Origin of the sequence: Streptomyces sp. Y20 (assembly GCF_043195475.1) — a bacterium.
Classification (GTDB): Bacteria; Actinomycetota; Actinomycetes; order Streptomycetales; family Streptomycetaceae; genus Streptomyces.
Genome location: NZ_JBIDDP010000023.1, coordinates 25,587 through 43,373, shown reverse-complemented (window position 1 = coordinate 43,373; position 17,787 = coordinate 25,587). Strand labels below are relative to the sequence as shown.

Sequence of the window (17,787 nt, the reverse complement as noted above, 5' to 3'; positions counted from 1 at the left end):
GGATCTCCGGGTCAAGCGGTGGTGGGCGGGGCGGCGGCGGACGGCGCGGACAGCAGGCGCGCGGCTTGCCGGAAGGGCTCGAGCGGCGGGTGGAAGAGGACGGCGCCGGCGTGGCCGCCGTCGCGCAACGTCGCGCCGAGGTGGATCGCGGGCACGATCCCGGTCTCGGCGACGCGCGTCACGTCGATGCCGCAGGGCGTGCCGCGGTAGGCGAGGGCGGGGATGCGGTAGTGGGGGTGTTCGCGCAGGGTGATCCGGTACATGCGCTCGGTGAGCCGGATCATCTCCTGCGGTGTGCCGGCGGAGTGGTCCTGGAGCGGCATGGCGGCCGCGGCAGCCATGCCGCCGAGGCCGACGGTCTCCGTGATCAGGCTCTCGCCGCCGACGTACGCGAGGTCTTCGGTGGTCCAGCCGTCGTAGAGCCGGCCGCGCAGCGTGGACACCGGTGGGAGGGGGACGGTGAACCAGCGGTCGCCGAGACCGGAGACGCGGAGGCCGAATTCCTTCTCGTTGAGGTTCATCGCGGTGACGAGCGTGCTGCCGGGGATGTGGGAGGCACTGTCGGCGGCGGCCTTCGCGGCCGCCATCACGAAGTGCAGGAAGAGGTACTCCGCGGAGCGCAGGTAGGCGGCGAGTGCGCGGTGGCGCTCCGTGACCCCGTTGTGGGACAGGTCCAGTACGGCGTCGAGCACCGCGGACCGCAGCATCGCGGCGGCGGCCTTGTGCCGGCTGTGCAGGTCGTCGCCCATCGTCAGGGCCCTGCGGATGAGCGGGCCGAGCGGCAGTCCGCCCATGCGGTCCAGGGCCTCGGCGAGCGCGGGTGACACGACGTCGCAGACGTGCCGCAGGCGGGTGCCGACCCCGTCGTCCCAGACCCCGAAGGTGAGCGAGGCCCGGTCGGGGCCCTCGTTCATCCGGCAGAACGCGTGCCGGCCCGAGGTCTCGTCGCGGACGACGGCCACCGGCATCGACGCGGTGCAGACGCCGGTGAGCGAGCCGACCGTCGCATGGTCGTGGCAGGGGCGCAGCTCGATCGTGCCGTCGGCGAGCAGGGCGTCGGCCTCGGCCTCGTCCCGGGCCAGCCCCTCGTGGAGGGCGGCTCCGATGACGGCGCGGCGCTGACCGCCCTCGTACCGCTCCCAGGGCATGGGCGGCCCGGAGAGCAGGATGGTCCGGGATGTCATGCCGGGGACGACCTCGCCGGCGGGGGCGACGGTCTCCAGCACCGGGCGGGCGTCGACGAGGCGCGCCACCGCCTGTGCGTTCGCCGCGTCTCGCGCGGTGCGCGTGCCGGCACCGGCGCCGGGCGCGGTGGCGGGACGGCCGGTCACCGTACGGCCTCCCCGGTGGGCGCCGGGGTCGCGGCGGGCACGTCGGTCGCGGCGGCGGGCGGCACGGTATGGATCGTCACTCGTCGGGCGGCCTCGTGCGCGGCGCGGTCGAGGTCGGCGTCCAGGGCGCCGTCCAGTACGACGGAGACGGACCGCCCCTGGGAGTCGGACTGGTCGCCGAGCAGGTCGCCGCGGTGGCGGCTCACCAGGACGGCGTGGTCCCGGGACGGTGCGCCCTGCGCGGCCGGCGGCAGGTCGGGCCACCGGCCCTCTTCGCTGACCCAGTGGACGGGTGCCGTCTCGGCGGTCACGTCCGCCAGGAGTCCGCGGGGATGGTCGAGGTAGACCTGCCGGGCCCGGCGCCGGGGCGGTGCGGTGGCCGGCTCGGTGCCGAGCGCGAGGTCGAGCAGGGCGGCGTCCAGGTCCATGCCGGTGGCCAGGCGCCACAGGCGGGTGATGGCGTCGCCGGGCGGACGCGCCGCGGCCTCCATCAGCACGACGCGGTTCCCGGCGGTCAGCCGGAACTCGGCGTGGCTCATGCCGGTGCCGAAGTCCACGGCCCGCAGGAACTGCGTGTTGGCGTCGAGCAGCAGGCTCTCCTGCTCCGGGGTGAGGTGCGGGGCGGGTGAGGTGTGCCCTGTCTCGGTGAAGAAGGACGTGCCGGACTCGTTGGTGTCCTTCGCCGTGATGCCCGCCCAGAGCACGGCGCCGTCGCGCACGAGGCTCTCCACGGAGAACTCGGCACCGGCGATCCGTTCCTCCAGCAGCAGCAGTTCGCCGGGGCCGTAGCCGGGCAGCAGCGGGGGGAGGGCGTGCGGTCCGGTGATCGCGCGCACGCCGGAACTGGACATCCGTGAGGCCGGTTTGAGGACGGCGGGGAAGGTGTCCCAGCCTTCGGGTGCCGTGCCGCGGGCCGGGTCGAGCAGGGTCCAGCCCGGTGCCAGGGCGGGGGCGGCCAGCCGCTGGAGCAGCTTGTTGCGGCAGACGCGCGCGGCATGGGTACCGGGGCCGGGCAGCCCGAGCGTCTGGGCGAGAGCGCCGGCGGCCTCCACGAAGACCTCTCCGACGTTCAGGACGGCGCGCACCTGCCGGTCGCGCAGCCAGGGCGCGACGCCGTGCAGCAGGGTGTCGAGCGAGGTGTCCGTGACGTGCCGGACGTCGTCGTCGGCGAGGCGGGAGAGCGGGTGGCGCGGGTCGCGGCGGTGCCTGGCCAGCTCGTCGGCGGGTGTCTCGGGTCCGAAGACGAACAGCGGGGTCAGCCCGCGTCGTCCGGCCGCGTCCAGCAGGCGCAGGTGCTTGGCGAGGACGACCAGGTCGGTGATGACGACGACGGCGGGCCGGTGGGTGTCAGCGGCGTCCGCCCCGGGCGGCGGACCACTGTCGCGGAAGGCGGTCATGGTTTCCCTCTGTCGGGTGCGGGGCGCGGGTGTGGCGCGCCCCGCACGGTGGTGGCCTCAGGCGGCGAGGCGCTCGGCGGTGACGGTCAGCTCGTGGACCCGGCTGCCCTCCCGGGTGCGCAGGACGACCCGGGGTTCGGGTCCGTCGGGGAAGACCTGGAGGGTGCGCTCCTCGCTCCAGCCGGCGAGGCGGTACTCGTTGTCGCCGAGATGCACGAGCGCGAAGACGCGGTCGCCGGGCAGCCGGAGCGTCATCTGTTCGCCGTCCTCGGTGAGCGTCGCCGTCTCCTGGGGCTGGTCGGCGGACAGGGGGGTGTCGGCCTCCCACAGGTGGAAGGTGGCCGGGACGGGGAAGCGGGTGGCGAGCCGGCGCCTTTCGTCCGGGGTCTGGGGGCATTCCTGACGGTTGAAGAGGATCTCCCCGTCGCGGAAGTACGCCTGCCAGTCCTGCGGGAAGAGGGCGGCCAGGCCGGGGGTGACCAGGACGTCGATGACCAGGTGGACGCGGGTTTCGGTGCCGGTGTTCTGCACCCGGTGGGTGCGGCTGAAGTCGCCGAACCAGAACTCCCCCGGCTGCCAGCGGTGTTCCACACCGTCGAGGACGAGCACGGCGTCCGGGTTGGTCGCCACCGGCACGTGCAGCCGCGCGACGCCCCAGCGGGGGCCGTACTTGGGGTCGGTGTGGTCGATGCCGACGGTGTCGGGGCCGAGGGCCATGAACCGTACGGCGTGCAGCGGGGCCGGGATGGAGTCCAGCACCTCGCGGACGTAGGGGATGCGGTCGAGCCACACGGTGTCCGCGAAGTCCCGCGGGCCGGGGCCGCCGGGGTCGGTGCGGTCGCCGTCGCCGCCCGGGCTGCGCAGGGCCAGGCACCGCCAGTCGACCTCGGTGGCGGCGCCGACACCGTCCTCGGTGTAGACGCGCTGCTGTTCCCAGGTGTGCTCGCGTACGGAGGTGAGTTCGCGCAGCAGGCGGCCGGCGTCGAAGGCGGGCTTGAGCCGGACGCCTTCGGCCGGCATGGGCGGGGTGTTCAGGAGTGCGGCAGAGGATGACATGGAGACATTCCTTCGCGGGGGTGGGGATACGGGTGCGCGGAGGGGGTCGCGGTGGGGTTCCGGGGTCAGGCGTGGGCGACGGCGGCCGTCACGCGAGCCTCGCTGCTCTCGTTCAGCTGGTGCCAGCGCTCCAGCATGTACAGCGTCCACAGCGCGTAGCTGTGCTCCGGACGGGCCCCGCGGACCAGGCAACGCAGGGCGTCCGGGTCGAAGTAGCCGCGTTCCAGGGAGGCTTCGGACAGCAGGGTGTCGCTGATGGTGGTGCGCAACTCGGCGCCCAGCCAGCTCTCCAGGGGCACGGCCAGCTCCTGTTTGCGGCGTTCCAGGATCTGCCGGGGCAGGTAACGGGCCGCCACGCGCTTGAGGGGCGCCTTCTCGTGTGCGCCGATCAGCTTGCGCGCCGCGGGGACGCGGGTGACGTAGTCGATGAGCCGGTGGTCGAGGAGCGGGCTGCGGGGTTCGACGGAGTGTGCCATCGACATCCTGTCGATCTTCACCAGCTGCGCGTCGGACAGCCAGAATCCGCTGTCGACCTGCATGGCGCGGTCCAGGTCCGGGACCGCGGGGTCCGTGCGGCCGAAGCGCGCCCGGAGGTAGTTGTGGGGGTGGCCCGGGATCCGGTCGGCGAAGCCGGCGGCGTACAGCCGGTTCTTGAGCGGCCCGGGTACGCCGTCCACGAGGACGCTCTCGTAGCGGTCGGCGAGGTCACCGCCGCCCCGCAGATCGCGAAGGCGCCGGTAGCGGCCGTACCCGCAGAAGATCTCGTCGGATCCGTCGCCGGTCAGGACCACGGTGACGTGCTGCCTGGCCAGCTTGTACATGCAGGACGCGGCGATCGCGGAGGGGAACGCGTAGGGCTCTCCCATGTGGGTGAGGATGGTGTCGACGGCCTCCTTCGCGTCCGAGGCGCCGATCCGGTAGACGTGGTGCCGGGTGCCGCAATGCTCGGCGACGGCGCGGGCGTGCACGGACTCGTCGAACGCGTCGTTGTCGAAGCCGACGGAGAAGGTGTGGATCGGCCGGCCGAGCTGGCGGGTGGCCATGGCGACCACCAGGCTGGAGTCGAGCCCGCCACTGAGCATGGCGCCGAGCGGCACCTCCGACTCCAGCCGGTCGTGCACCGCCTGCTGGAGCAGGGCGTCGATCCGGTCGTCGATCTCCTGTTCCGGCGTGTCGGTCAGCTCGGCGGTGAAGGCGAACCGCCAGTAGGTGCGGCGGCGTTCGGGGCGGCCCCGCTCGAGGACCAGCACGGTGGCCGGTTCCAGCCTGCGTACCTGCCGGTAGATGGTGTGGGGTGCGGGCACCACCCGGTAGCTGAGGTACTGGTCGACGGCGACGGGGTCGGTGTCCCGGCTGATGCCGGGGTGCAGCATCAGTGCGGACAGTTCCGAGGCGAACGCGACGCCGCCGCCGTCGGATGCCGCGTAGAACAGGGGTTTCTTGCCGACCCGGTCGGTGGCCAGCAGGAGCCGGCCGGCGCGGGTGTCGTAGAGGGCCACGGCGAACATGCCGTGCAGCCGCTCGACGAACCCTTCGCCCAGTTCCTGGTAGAGGTGCGGGAGTATCTGGGCGTCGCTGCCGCCGCGCACCGGGCGGCCCCGGGCGGCGAGGAGCGCGCGCAGCTCCTGGTGGTTGTAGATCTCGCCGTTGAGGACGCAGACGACGGTGCCGTCATCGCTGAAGACGGGCTGGGAGCCGTCGTGGAGGCCGATGACCTTCAGCCGGCACATGGCCAGGGCGGCCTCGGCCGTGGCGAAGGAACCCGTCTCGTCGGGGCCGCGGTGCGCCATGGCGGCGCAGGCGGCCGGCGCGTAGGGAGCGTGGACGGACGTGTGTCCCAGGGACACCGTTCCGGCGATTCCGCACACCAGTCAGCCCTCCTTCAGGTCGAGGCGGCGCTTGGCGTGTCCGGACCGCAGTCCGTCCGGTGGGACGGCCCTGACGCGGACCGGTCCGACCAGCCCCGACGCGATCATCTGGGCGACGTCCGGGGCCTGCCGGTCGATGGCGGTGCGTACGGCGGCGAGCTGTCCGTCGCCGATCGTGTCCGTGACGACCCGGATGACCAGGCCGTCGTCGTCCGCCGCTTCGAAGGGGCGGCCGGGGAAGACCTCGGCCATGATCTGGGTGAGGTCGTGGTTGCTGATCCGTTCGCCGTGCTTGAGGTCGCCCGCGAGGCGTCCGTCTATGCGTTCGAAGGCGTACACCTCGCGGCCCGCGTGGTGGATACGGCGCAGTCCGGTGACGGCGTCGCCGGTCACGTAGCGGACGGCCGGGAAGTAGCTGCGGGCGAAGGAGGTGAGCAGCAGCGCTCCGCTGCCTTCCCGCCGGGAGGGGACCCGGTCGTGCTCGGTGAGGCCGGGCAGGTCCTCGGGCGGCAGTACCTCGGGCAGGATGTGGTCGTGGAAGTGGTAGAGGCCGGTGTCCGCGCACGAGTACGCGATGGCGCCGATCTCGATGGAGCCGAACACGTCCAGGATGTCCTCGGGGCGCAGGCCGAAGCGTTCGGCGACGTGGGCGCGCCAGGCCGGCGGGGCGACGTCGCCCACGACCATGATCTTGCGGGGCCGGATGTCCAGGCCGGGACCGGCCTGGAGGAGCCGGTCGAGGATCATCGGCATCGTGAAGAACACCTGGGGTTGCCATGCGCTGAGCTTCTTCACGTGCTCGTCCACCGGCCGGGTGAAGTCGATGTCGTGCGCCTCGAAGCCGAGTTCGAGGAAGACGCGGCGTGCCGACGCCGCGGCGTGGCCGGTGCCGAGATCGGCGACCGCGACGGCGCCGCGCGGCACGTCCTGGGTGAACTCACCGAACAGGGCGCGCCGTTGGGCCACGTAGGCGTCGTCGTCGGCGGGCGAGTAGAGGATGCGTTTGCGCTGTCCGCCGGATGTTCCGGAGGTGAGGTAGGCGGAGGCGTCCGGCAGCTGCGGGTGCTCCGCGGTGTAGTAGTGGGCGCCGAGCAGGCCGGTGGCGACGAGGGGGAGGTCGGAGAGGTCGCCGGAGCCCAGGGCGCCGCGGCGCAGGAGCAGGTCGCGGTACCAGGGGAAGCGCTGGGCGTGGCCGGCCGCGAGGGCGGCCAGTTCCGCCTCACGGGCGGGGACGGGGGCCCGGAGCGCGGTGGCGGTGATGTGGGGCATGACGGGGTGCCTTTCGTCGGGCGGGCGGGTGAGCGCGTGCGTCAGCTCCAGCGCTGTGTCTCGCCGAAGAAGCCCGGCACGGAGACGGCGAGGTCCTTCTCGACGGCCTGCCGGTAGAGGCGGTGTCCGACCGCGAGGTCGAGGACGCCGAGCCCGAAGGGTGAGAAGATCCGCGGCCGGTCGGCTGCCGGGGTCACCTCGCCGCGCAGCACCTGCGCGAGGGTGCCGTCGATGAACTCGCGATGTCCGTAGAGTTGTTCGGCCAGGTGGGGTGAGGTGTCGGCGGTCAGGCAGTGGTCGACGTCGTCGAGGATGTTCTGCGCGCCCGCGATCAGTTCGGGGCCCAGGTCCCGCAGGGAGATGTTCAGCACGGTCTGTTGGGGAGCGAAGGCGTCGGCCCGGGTGACCCAGGGTTCGGGCGCGGTGGTGGCGAAGACGACGATGTCGGCGTCGGCCGAGGCGCGTGCGAAGGAGTCCTCCTGCTCCGCCCGGTAGCCGAGCCCGCTGATGCGCCGGGTGAGGGCGGCGGCGTAGGAGGCTTCCCGGTCGTGCACGACGAAGCGGCCCACGGACCACGACTGGGCGGCGAAGAACTCGGCGATGTTGCGCGCGATGACGCCCGCTCCGACCACGCACACACGGTCCGCCGTGCGTCCGCCGGTGAGTTCCTGGGCGCCCAGGACGGCCGACGCGGCGGTGCGGGCGGAGCTGATCTGTGACGCCTCCAGGCAGGCGAAGGGGTAGCCCGTCTCGTAGTCGTTGAGGAGCAGCGTGGCGGAGGCGCGGGGGATGTTCCGTTCGATGTTGCGGGGGTAGCTGGCTATCCACTTGATGCCGGAGACGCTGTGGTCGCCGCCGAGGTGGGCGGGCAGCGCGATGATGCGGGCGTCCGGCTTCTGGGGGAAGCGCAGGAAGTAGCTGTTGGGGTTGACCGAGTCGCCGGCGTCGTGGGTGAGGTAGGCGGAGCGGACCGTCTCGACGATGTCGGGGCGCGAGACGTCGATGAGGGCGCGCAGGGCGGCGCCGCCCACCACGTGGAAGTCGAACATGCGGGTCTCTTCTCTCGTTACCGGTGGGTGGGGTGTGCCGGCGGCTGGTCAGACGGCCACGGGATGGGCGCGGGTGCCGTCGAGGACGTCGGTGCCGAGGGTGGCGGCGACCCACATGTCGTCGTAGATCGTCTGGGCGTAGCGGTCGCCCATGTCCGGGGAGAGCGCCACGACGCGCGAGTCCGCGGGTATCCGGCCGGCGATCGTCTCCAGCGCCGCGAGCACGGATCCGGTGGATCCTCCGACGGGCAGGCCGTGTTCGCGGGCCAGGCGCCGGCACATGCGGACGGCGTCGGACTCGTCGACGAGGACGACGTCGTCCACCTGGTCGGGCCGGCACAGTTCGGGGCGGCGGCTGGTGCCGAGTCCGGGGATGTGGCGCGGGCCGGGGGGACCGCCGAACGTGACCGATCCGGTGGTGTCCACCGCGATGATCCGTGTCCACGGCGAGAACGCCCGGAAGTGCCGTGTGCAGCCCATGAGCGTGCCGGTGGTGCCGGCGCCGACGACCAGGGCGTCGACGTGCCCGATGTTCTTCAGGATCGAGGTCGCGGTGCGCCGCGCGTGGGCCTGGGCGTTGGCAGGGTTGGCGTACTGGTTGAGCCACACCAGGGCCGGGTCGGCGTCGGTCATCTCGCGGATGCGGGCGATCCGGGTGCCGAGGTAGCCGCCGTTGCGGTCCCGCCGGGTGACCTGTACGACCTCGGCGCCGAGGGCGCGGATGAGGGCGAGGCTCTGCGGGGAGACGTTCGGGTCGGTGACGCAGGTGAAGTGGTATCCGCGGGCCGCGGCGATGACGGCGAGGGCGATGCCGAGGCTGCCGGAGGAGGATTCCACGATGCGGCCGCCGGGCCACAGCCTGCCCCTGCGTTCGGCGTCCTCCACCATGCCCAGCGCGGACTTGAGCTTCACCGATCCCGCCGGGTTCATCCCCTCCAGCTTGAGGAAGAGGCGGCTGTCGGGGAGGAGGCCGTCGAGTTCGAGGAAGACGTCGTCGGTCACGATGTCGCAGGCGCGCTGGTAGATCATCGGTTCTCCTGCTGTCCGTTCGGCGGGGTGCGGGTCGCGCCGTCGCCGGGCCGGTGCGGGTCCGGCCGGGCGTCGGCGAGACGGCGCAGGAAGAGGGCTTCGGCGTGGGCCAGGGCGGCGATCTCCGCCGGGCTGACGCTTTCGTCGGTGCCGTGGATGTTCGACGGCGGGTCCTCGACGCCGCAGAGGATGATCTCGGCGTCGGGGTAGAGCGTCCGGAAGGCGGAGCAGACGGCGATGGAGCCGCCGGCCCCGACCTCCAGGGGCTGGGTGCCGAAGGCGTCGCGCAGGGCGTCGCGCATCACGGCGTGGGCCGTTCCGCCGGTGTCCGCGAGGAAGGACGGGCCGCTGGTGACGCGCCGGATGTCCAGGTGCGCTCCCCAGGGTGTGCGGGCGCGCAGATGGTCGGCGAGCGCCTCGTGGACCCGGGAGACGTCCGCGCCGGGCGGGGTGCGGACGCTGAGCAGTGCCTTCGCCGACGGCAGGAGCGCGGGTACGGCGTCGTCGAGGGGCGGTGACTGCACGGCGAGCACGGTGACGGCAGACTGGTTCCACAGCCGGTCGGCGATGGTACCGGCGCCCAGGAGGGCGACGCCGTCCAGCACGCCGGCCTCGGCGCGGAAGTCGGCCTCGGTGTACCGCGCGGTGTGCTCCGGCGGGGCCGCCGCGGCGGCCCCCGGCGCGGGGAGGCACGGGCTGCCCTGGCTGTCGTGCAATGTGGCCAGCAGGCTGATCAGGGCGGTCAGCGCGTCGGGGGTCGGCCCGCCGTACTGGCCCGAGTGCAGGGTCCTGGACAGGGTGGAGATCTCGACCTCGACCACGGCCATACCGCGCAGGGAGGTGGTGACGGTGGGGGTGCCCGAGGCGGCGTTCCCGGTGTCCGCGACGACGACGACGTCCGGTGTGGGCAGGTCCGGGTGCGCGCGCAGCAGTTTCTCCAGGTCGGCGTCGCCGGGCTCCTCGCAGCCGTCGACGAGGACGACGAGGTCGAGGCCGGGGTACGGCTCGCCGGTCAGGGCATCCTGCAGTGCGCGCAGGGCGGTGAGGTGCATGACGACGTTGCCCTTGCAGTCCGCGCTGCCGCGGCCGTACCAGCGGCCGTCGCGTTCGGTCAGCTCGAACGGGGGTGAGCTCCAGGCGGCTTCGTCCTGTGCGGACACGACGTCGTAGTGGGCGTAGAGCGCCACGGTCGGCGCTCCGGGTGGTCCGGGACGGCGGGCGTAGACCGTCTCGGTGCCGTCCTCGAAGGGGAGCAGCCGGATCTCGGAGAGGCCGGCGTCCGCGAGCAGGGCGCCGATCCGGCGGGCCGCGCGGTGGAAGTGGTCCAGGGACGGGGTGCGGGCGACGGTGCGCAGCGCGACCAGTTCCGCGAGGTCCTCGCGGGCTCTGGGCATCAGCGCACGCACGGTCGCGGCTGTGGGGGCAGCAGACATGGGGGTCTCCGGCGATGCGGGTGCGGTCGCTCAGGCGGCGGTGGGCGCGGGGCGGAGCAGCGGGTCCAGCTCCGCGAGGACCTTCTGGACGACCTCCCGTCCGGCCCTGAGCTGTGCGTCGTGCGTGCCGGCTCCCAGGTGCGGGGTGCCGAGCACGTTCGGCAGGGCGAGCAGCGGTGAGCGGCCCGGGGGTTCGGTGGCGAAGACGTCCAGTGCCGCGCCGGCCGGCCGCCCTTCGCGCAGTGCCCGGGCGAGGGCGTCCTCGTCGACGATGCCGCCGCGGGAGGTGTTGACCAGGAGCGCGGTCGGCTTCATGAGGGCCAGTTCGCGGGCGCCGACCAGTCCTGCGGTCTGCGCGGTCTTGGGCAGGTGGAGGGTGACGACGTCGCTGGAGGCGAGCAGTTCGTCGAGCCCGGTGGCACGCACGTCGCCGTGGCTGGTGTCCGCGTACGGGTCGTGGGCGAGGATGCGCATGTCGAAGGCGGCCAGCCGGCGCGCGACCTGCCTGCCGACCCGGCCGTAACCGACGATGCCGAGGGTCCGGCCCGCGAGCTCGGCCCCGACGAAGTCGGACCGGCGCCACTCGCCGTCCGTCAAGGAGCGCGTCGCGGCCTTGACGTGGCGCACCGAGGCGACGATGAGGCCCACGGTGAGTTCGGCGACGCTCACGGTGTTGGAGTCGGGGGCGTTGACCACGGTGATGCCTCGGGCCCGGGCGGTGGCGGTGTCCACGTTGTCGAGGCCGACGCCCGCTCGTGCGACGATGCGCAGCCGTGGCGCCCGGTCGAGCACCTCGGCGTCGACCCGGGTACCGCTGCGGATGATCAGCGCATCGGCGTCCGGCAGGGCCGCGAACAGGGCCGGGCGGTCGCGGCCGTCGACGTGCCGCACCTCGCACGTGACCTCTAGGGCGGCGACGGTGTCGCCGGGCAGCGCGTCACTCACGACCACGATCGGTGAAGGCACGGTTCTCTCCTTGGAGGGGACGGGATCACACGCCTAAGCCAAACGTTTGGTTTGTTTCACAGAAAGCCTAACGTTCGGATTGTTTTTCGTGGAGGTTTCCGGTGTGTGTCCTGCGTCACTTCCCCGGGTTCCCGTGCCCCGGAGCCCGGGTCAGAGCAACTGCTCCCGGTACCACGCGGCGTGGGCCGCGAGGCCCGCCGACAGTCCGGCCCCCGGGGCGCAGCCGCCCACGGTGCGCAGCCGGGACGCGTCGAACCAGTGGTCGACCCCGAACAGGTCCAGGAGGTGGCCGTCGCACCCGGCGGCGACCAGCTCCTCCCGGGCCCGTTCGAACGGCTGATCACCGCGCACCAGCGGAAAGCCGAGGTGCCGGTGCGTCGCCGCGACCAGCTCGCGCAGGCTGACCGGCCGGGGCGGACACACGTGGAAGACGCCGGCCGCCTGCCGCGCCGGCGCGGTCACCGCCATGCGGGTGAGCGCAGCGGAGAGGCTGCCGACCTCCGTGAGCGACAGCAGCGCCGAACCCTTCTCCGGCAGTCCCGAGCGCAGGGCACGCAGCATCCGCAGCAGGCCCGTCATCACCCACTGGTCGCCCCGGCCGTATACGAGGTAGGGCCGCAGGACCGAGCCGCCCGCCCCGAGCGTGAGCCGCTCGCCGGCCAGGCGGCTGCGGCTGGTCGCCGAGACGGGCCGCGGTTCCGCCTCGCCCTCGGCCGTCCCGCGGAAGGGCCCGTTGCCGTACACGGCCGCGGTGCTCAGCTGGACGAAGCCGTTCACCCCCGCCCGCCGGGCCTCGGCCAGCAGATGGCGTGTGCCGTCGGCGTTCACCGCGAGGCAGCGCTGCTCGTCCTTGCCGATGTAGGAGGCGAGGTGCAGCACGCGGTCCACACCGCGGCAGAGACCGCGCAGGGACGCCGGGTCCGTGAGGTCGCCGTCCACGACCTCGAAGTGCCGCCCCCGGGACGGGGGACGCCGGTGGGCCAGCACGCGCACCCGCACTCCCTCGGCGCGCAGCAGCGGCAGGACCGTGCCACCGATGAACCCGGACCCACCGGTGACGAGGACACGGGGGTGGTTCACCGGGCGGCGCCGCCCCACGGTGCCGGCGTGGCGTGGACGGCGAGTACGCACTCGTAGACGAGGGCGCCGTCCTGTTCGGCGGTCACCCGCACCTCGCGGGCGCCGTCGCCGCCGGACAGCCGCGCCCGGACCAGGCAGGGGGCGTCGAACTCCACATAACTGTGGAAGTGGTTGGTCATCACGGGCAGCAGGGCCGCGCCGGGGCCGGCGAGGCGTTGCGCGGCCTGCCGCGCCGCCTCCATCAGAAGCATGCCGGGGACGTGGTCGGTGGGGTGGTCGAAGAGGGTGGGGTGCGCCCAGTTGACGCGCAGCGGCCAGACTCCCTCGTGCGCGTCCCGCGTGCCGTGGTCCGCCGGCGGCCGGCCGAGCACCACGTCCGCCTCGGCGGCCCGGCCGACCTCGCGGGGAGGGACGGGCGCGGGCGGTTCGGGCAGGCTGTCGGGCACCTGGGCGTGCGCGCCCCGCAGCCGCCGATAGACGGCGGGCCGCAGGCAGTTGAGGGTCATCCGGCCGCGGCCCATGGGGACCTGCCCCCGCGTGAGGCCGACGTCCATCGTCATGCCCGCGAGGCGGCTGCCCCGGAAGGTCACGTCGGTGCAGTCGACGGTCAGTTCCACGTCGGCCGGGTGGCCGTCGAGCGTCAGGGCGTCCGCGCACAGGTGGATGCTCAGCTCCGTCATGAGCGTCGGATGATCACGGGGCAGGTCGTAGAAGAGGTGGCTGACGAGGGAGGACGTCTGGCGGATACTCTCGGCGGCCAGCAGCGGATCGTGCCAGCGCCCGCCGACGGGCTGGTAGAAGCCGTGGCCGCGGGGCCACTGGGCTCCTATGGCGAAGCGGTCGGCTCCGAGGCGTATCCAGTCGGTGAGCAGCACCTCCCCGATCGCTCTGCGGTGGACGAGATCGCGGGGTGCCGTCTGCTCGAACGAGAGGGGGCGCGGGCGTCCGGTGAGCGACGTGGTGCGGGTGGTGAGGGCCAGGGGTTCGGAAAGATCGACCGACATGTCACGCGGCTCCTGTCTACGCTGCTTCCCAGGGACACCGCTCAGCGGCCCGCCGGGATGCAGATGGTAAGGAACGACTGTTGAGCCATACAATACCCAACGTACGTTTTGTTTTATGGGCATGCAACCAGTCACTTCATGAACCTGACATGTCCGGGAACGAGGTCAGCACACGATGGCGCAACAGGAACGAGCGATCGAAACCAGGCGAAGGCTTCTGGTCGGCGCGGCCAAGGTCTTCGACGAACGGGGCTACGCGGCGACCAGCATCAACGAGATCCAGGAGCGCAGTGGCGTCACCAAAGGGGCCATGTACTTCCACTTCAAGTCCAAGGAGGAGATCGCGCGAGGGGTGATGGCCGCGCAGACCGAGGTCCCGGTCGAACCCCGCACGCCGTCGCTGTCCCCCTTGCAGCAGGTCATCGACCTCACCCATCTCCTGGCCCAACGGCTGCGCACGGACGTCCTGTTCCGCGCGAGCATAAGACTCACGGTGGAGCGGGGCACCTTCCAGGCGAACGACTCCGACCTGTACGACTGGTGGCTGCGGGCCTTCGGGCGGGAACTGGTGCGCGCCCAGGGCGCCGGAGAACTGCGGGAGGACGTCGTTCCGGAGGATGTGGCGGCGAGTGTGGTCGGCTCCTTCACCGGCATCCAGATGCTCTCCCACGTCAAGTGCGGCCTCAGCGATCTGCACGAGCGCCTGTCGCTCTGGTGGCAGCAGATCCTCCCGGGCATCGCGACGCCGGAAGCGGTGCGCAGGGCGCTGCCGGCGGGTTCACCGGAACTCGGCCCGGCCGGCGACGTGGGCTGACGGCCCGACAGAACGGTAAGGCCGGGGCCGGGACATGGTGTTCCCGGCCGGGGGAACCGGCCGCCGGGCAGCCGCCCCGCCGGGGGACCGGCCAACGGGCAGCCGCCCCCCTCAAGACTTCCCGAAGCGGCCCTCGTGGTGTTCCGAGCGGCCGTGTCCGGCACCCGTACCTGTACCCGTCGGCCGGAGCGCCGACTCCCGTTCCCGCGTCCCCGGCGGCGGCCGAGCCGCGGCGCACCGCCGTTCGTCCTGTCGTGGCCCTCGCGTGACCGTCAGGCGCTGCCGAAGAGGTCACCCACGGTCGCGGCGATCTTCCTGCGCCACGCGCCCGTACCGGTGGACCGGAGTGCCGGCTCCGCGGCGTCCCCGCGTCCCGCCGGTTTCCGCCCGGTCGGGAGGCGTGTCACCGTCCACCAGGAACTCCAGCAGCATCGGCCCTCGGCCGGCCAGCGCCTCCTGCCAGACGGGGGCCACCTGCCCGGGCCGCTCGCAGCGGGTGGCGGGCAGGCCGAGAAGCCCGGCGTAGTGGACACCTGGTCGGAACGGTAGGGACCGAAGCTCCACACCAGGTTGATCTGCATCACCGCGGCCATCAGCGTGAGCACGCCCGCGACGGCGAACAGCAGGCCGGCGGACTTGGCCGTGTACTGCGGGAAGAACGCCTTGCCGACCACGTCGCGGTCCGTCCGGCCGGGCTCGGCCCTCTGGGTGTGCTTCTGGTGGATGACGAGCGCCAGGTGGACCACCACGAGCGCCAGCAGCAGCCCGGGCAGCAGCAGGATGATCGCCCGCACCGCGCCGGGTGCCGCCGCCGTCTCCGCGTACGCCGTGCTGCTCATGGCGGGCGGGCAGGACGTCATGGTTGGTGCACGTCTTCGACGTCCGGCTGGAGGTGCTGACGTACACCTTCCGCACCGCGCTGTACGTGGTGCCGTTCATCGTCCATCACGCCACGAAACGTGCGTGCCTGGGGTTGCAGGCGGCCGACCGGCGGCGTCTGCTGGAGGGACGGGCGACCGGCGAGGTGCGGCGTGGCCCCGAGGGCGGATACCAGGAGGCGCGGACGTTGCTGCCCGCGTCCGAGGCGTACCGCATCCTCGTGCGCGGCGTGCCACGGCCGCGGGCTCACGGCACGGAGGTGTGGCGCTGGTTCCACAAGCACCGGATCCGCAACGCGCCCAGCCGGTGGTACTTCGGCAAGCGGGTGGAGCTGCCCGCCACCGAGGGACAGCTCCACCGTGTCCAGGTGGTGCGGGCCGCGCCGGGGAAGGCCGAGGAGAGCGACGGGTGAGCGAGGAGGCCGGGGCATGACGGACGACACCGCCGCACGGGCGGCCCGGGAGGACGGGGCCGCGTCGCGGGAGAACCTGCTCTCCGGCCCGCAGCCGGACGTGGCACGGGCGGCCGGGTACGCCGACGCCCCGCCCCGCATGGGGTTCTTCACCGACACCTCGGTGTGCATCGGCTGCAAGGCGTGCGAGGTGGCGTGCAAGGAGTGGAACGCCGTCCCCGAGGACGGCCTCGAACTGACCGGCATGTCGTACGACAACACGCAGGGCCTCGGCGCCGACACCTGGCGGCACGTCGCCTTCATCGAGCAGCGCAAGCCGTTCGGCGGCCAGGAGCCCGGGGTCGGGCACGAGGACCTCGACGTGTTCGCCGCCGCGTCCGCTCTGGCCCCCGGCCCGGCCTCGCCCGGCCCGGGGGCCACCGCTCCCCCGCCCGGTGCGGCCCCCGCGGGCGCGCCGGCCGGGGAGATCTCCCCGGTGTCCCCCGACGGCCGCACCGAACTGCGCTGGCTGATGGCCTCGGACGTGTGCAAGCACTGCACGCACGCCGCCTGCCTCGACGTGTGTCCCACCGGCTCGCTGTTCCGCACCGAGTTCGGCACGGTCGTCGTCCAGGAGGACATCTGCAACGGCTGCGGTTACTGCGTGCCCGCCTGCCCGTACGGCGTCATCGACCAGCGCCAGGACGACGGGCGGGTGTGGAAGTGCACGCTGTGCTACGACCGTCTCGGCGTGGGTATGGAGCCGGCCTGCGCCAAGTCCTGTCCGACCGACTCCATCCAGTTCGGGCCGCTGGACGAGCTGCGGGACCGGGCCGCCGCCCGGGTCGCCCAGCTGCACGCGGCCGGTGTCACGGACGCGCGGCTGTACGGCGAGGACCCCGAGGACGGCGTCGGCGGTGACGGGGCGTTCTTCCTGCTGCTGGACGAGCCGGAGGTCTACGGCCTGCCGCCCGACCCGGTCGTCACCACCCGTGACCTGCCGGCCATGTGGCGGCACGCGGCGGCGGCCGCCGTCTCACTCGCCGCGCTGGCCGCCGCCGGCTTCGTGAGGAGGCCGCGATGACCGGTTCCGATGTCACCCGGGACGGTGTGGAGGGCGCACGCCCCGGGCGCGACGCCCTCACCGGCGCGTATGCGGGACGCCGGCGGCGCCGCGGGCGCGGGCGCGGTGAGCGGGCGATGGTGCCGGACGCCGAATTCTCCTCGTACTACGGCAAGCCGGTCCTGAACAAGCCGACCTGGAAGCCCCTGGACATCGCGGGCTACCTCTACCTGGGGGGACTCGCCGGGGCGTCGTCGCTGCTGGGCGCCGGGGCGCACGTCACCGGCCGGCCGGCACTGGCCCGGACGGCGAAGACCGGGGCGGCGGGCGCGATCTCCCTCTCCCTGGTGGCGCTGGTGCACGACCTGGGCCGGCCCGCCCGTTTCATCAACATGCTCCGGGTGTTCAAGCCGACCTCCCCCATGAGTGTGGGGTCGTGGCTGCTGATGGGCTACGCGCCGCTGACCCTGGCCGCCGCCGCGACCGACATCGCCGGCCGGTACCGCCTGGTGGGCGCGGCCGCGACCGCGTCCGCCGCCGTGCTCGGGCCGGCCGTCGCCACGTACACCGCCGTGCTGATCTCCGACACCGCCGTGCCGACGTGGCACGAGGGGTACCGGGAGATGCCGTTCGTGTTCGCCGGGTCGGGCGCCACCGCGGCGGCCGGGCTGGCGCTGGCCTGCGTGCCGCCGGGGCAGACCGGCCCGGCGCGCCGCCTGGCCGTTCTCGGCGCCGCGCTCGAACTGGGCTCGTTCCAGCTGATGAAGCGGCGGATGGGGCTGGCGGCCGAGCCGCTGGAGCGGGGCAGGCCGCAGGCGCTGCTGCGCGCCGCGGAGGCGCTCACCATCGGGGGTACCGCGCTGGGGGCGTACGCCGGCGGGCGGAGCCGGGTGTCCGCCGCGGTGGCGGGTGCGGCGCTGCTGGCCGGTTCCGCGGCCCTGCGGTTCGGGATCTTCCACGCGGGAGTGGCCTCGGCGGAGGACCCCAGGTACACCGTCGTGCCCCAGCGGGAGCGGCTGGCGGCCCGCTCGCTTTCCGCCTCGGCCCGGACCGGGACCGCCGGATCCGAGTCCTGACGCGGGACCCTGTCGGCGCGGGGAGGGCGGCGCCGTCCGCCGGCCCCCGGACATCGCATCAGGCAGGTGGCGATCATCGACC

General features: G+C 73.2%; 16 protein-coding genes. 4 read left to right on the top strand and 12 right to left on the bottom strand.

Annotation, left to right across the window (positions count from 1 at the left end):
• Positions 1 to 11 precede the first annotated feature (11 nt).
• The 11 genes from ACGFT1_RS35205 to ACGFT1_RS35155 form a co-directional block, all read right to left on the bottom strand.
• Positions 12 to 1,331, bottom strand: coding sequence for a DUF1116 domain-containing protein (locus tag ACGFT1_RS35205; RefSeq protein WP_373913060.1), 1,320 nt, complete (start codon positions 1,329 to 1,331; stop codon positions 12 to 14).
• Complete coding sequence (locus ACGFT1_RS35200) at positions 1,328 to 2,728, bottom strand: acetyl-CoA carboxylase biotin carboxylase subunit family protein (RefSeq protein ID WP_373913059.1); 1,401 nt, start codon at positions 2,726 to 2,728, stop codon at positions 1,328 to 1,330. Before ACGFT1_RS35200 ends, ACGFT1_RS35205 begins: the two co-directional genes overlap by 4 nt.
• Positions 2,729 to 2,785: 57 nt before the next feature.
• Complete coding sequence (locus ACGFT1_RS35195; protein ID WP_373913058.1) at positions 2,786 to 3,784, bottom strand: aspartyl/asparaginyl beta-hydroxylase domain-containing protein; 999 nt, start codon at positions 3,782 to 3,784, stop codon at positions 2,786 to 2,788.
• Positions 3,785 to 3,849: 65 nt separating this feature from the next.
• A complete protein-coding gene (gene asnB / locus ACGFT1_RS35190) occupies positions 3,850 to 5,652 on the bottom strand; it encodes an asparagine synthase (glutamine-hydrolyzing) (protein WP_373913057.1) in 1,803 nt (600 codons plus the stop codon).
• 3 nt (positions 5,653 to 5,655) lie between these two features.
• Positions 5,656 to 6,921 carry a hypothetical protein gene (locus ACGFT1_RS35185; RefSeq protein WP_373913056.1) on the bottom strand — a complete coding sequence of 422 codons (1,266 nt, stop codon included), beginning with the start codon at positions 6,919 to 6,921 and terminating at the stop codon, positions 5,656 to 5,658.
• Between the two features lie 41 nt (positions 6,922 to 6,962).
• Entirely contained in the window at positions 6,963 to 7,970 is a 1,008-nt protein-coding gene (sbnB, locus tag ACGFT1_RS35180) for a 2,3-diaminopropionate biosynthesis protein SbnB (RefSeq protein WP_373913055.1), read from the bottom strand.
• A 48-nt stretch (positions 7,971 to 8,018) separates the two neighbouring features.
• Entirely contained in the window at positions 8,019 to 8,999 is a 981-nt protein-coding gene (gene sbnA / locus ACGFT1_RS35175; RefSeq protein ID WP_373913053.1) for a 2,3-diaminopropionate biosynthesis protein SbnA, read from the bottom strand.
• Positions 8,996 to 10,432, bottom strand: coding sequence for a M20/M25/M40 family metallo-hydrolase (locus tag ACGFT1_RS35170; RefSeq protein WP_373913052.1), 1,437 nt, complete (start codon positions 10,430 to 10,432; stop codon positions 8,996 to 8,998). Before ACGFT1_RS35170 ends, sbnA begins: the two co-directional genes overlap by 4 nt.
• Positions 10,433 to 10,462: 30 nt before the next feature.
• The gene (locus ACGFT1_RS35165; RefSeq protein WP_373913050.1) at positions 10,463 to 11,398 is read right to left on the bottom strand and encodes a hydroxyacid dehydrogenase; all 936 of its coding nucleotides are present in this window, start codon (positions 11,396 to 11,398) and stop codon (positions 10,463 to 10,465) included.
• A gap of 150 nt (positions 11,399 to 11,548) precedes the next feature.
• On the bottom strand, positions 11,549 to 12,478 hold the full coding sequence (locus ACGFT1_RS35160) for an NAD-dependent epimerase/dehydratase family protein (RefSeq protein ID WP_373913049.1): 930 nt from the start codon (positions 12,476 to 12,478) through the stop codon (positions 11,549 to 11,551).
• Complete coding sequence (locus ACGFT1_RS35155; protein ID WP_373913048.1) at positions 12,475 to 13,482, bottom strand: ScbA/BarX family gamma-butyrolactone biosynthesis protein; 1,008 nt, start codon at positions 13,480 to 13,482, stop codon at positions 12,475 to 12,477. The genes ACGFT1_RS35160 and ACGFT1_RS35155 overlap by 4 nt, the downstream gene beginning before the upstream one ends.
• A 175-nt stretch (positions 13,483 to 13,657) precedes the next feature.
• Here ACGFT1_RS35155 and ACGFT1_RS35150 point away from each other — a divergent pair, with 175 nt between their 5' ends.
• A complete protein-coding gene (locus tag ACGFT1_RS35150; RefSeq protein ID WP_373913047.1) occupies positions 13,658 to 14,296 on the top strand; it encodes a ScbR family autoregulator-binding transcription factor in 639 nt (212 codons plus the stop codon).
• Between the two features lie 272 nt (positions 14,297 to 14,568).
• Here ACGFT1_RS35150 and ACGFT1_RS35145 read toward each other — a convergent pair whose 3' ends face one another.
• Positions 14,569 to 15,135 (bottom strand): cytochrome b N-terminal domain-containing protein, encoded by a 567-nt coding sequence (locus ACGFT1_RS35145; protein WP_373913046.1) that lies wholly within the window; start codon positions 15,133 to 15,135, stop codon positions 14,569 to 14,571.
• Positions 15,136 to 15,158: 23 nt separating this feature from the next.
• On the opposite strand from ACGFT1_RS35145, the gene ACGFT1_RS35140 reads away from it, so the two are divergent.
• Genes ACGFT1_RS35140 through nrfD form a run of 3 tightly spaced genes read left to right on the top strand, consistent with a single transcriptional unit; the run spans position 15,159 to position 17,705 of the window.
• The gene (locus ACGFT1_RS35140; protein WP_373913045.1) at positions 15,159 to 15,587 is read left to right on the top strand and encodes a hypothetical protein; all 429 of its coding nucleotides are present in this window, start codon (positions 15,159 to 15,161) and stop codon (positions 15,585 to 15,587) included.
• Between the two features lie 16 nt (positions 15,588 to 15,603).
• The gene (locus tag ACGFT1_RS35135; protein WP_373913044.1) at positions 15,604 to 16,650 is read left to right on the top strand and encodes a 4Fe-4S dicluster domain-containing protein; all 1,047 of its coding nucleotides are present in this window, start codon (positions 15,604 to 15,606) and stop codon (positions 16,648 to 16,650) included.
• Positions 16,647 to 17,705 (top strand): NrfD/PsrC family molybdoenzyme membrane anchor subunit, encoded by a 1,059-nt coding sequence (nrfD, locus tag ACGFT1_RS35130; protein WP_373913043.1) that lies wholly within the window; start codon positions 16,647 to 16,649, stop codon positions 17,703 to 17,705. The genes ACGFT1_RS35135 and nrfD overlap by 4 nt, the downstream gene beginning before the upstream one ends.
• Positions 17,706 to 17,787: the final 82 nt, after the last annotated feature.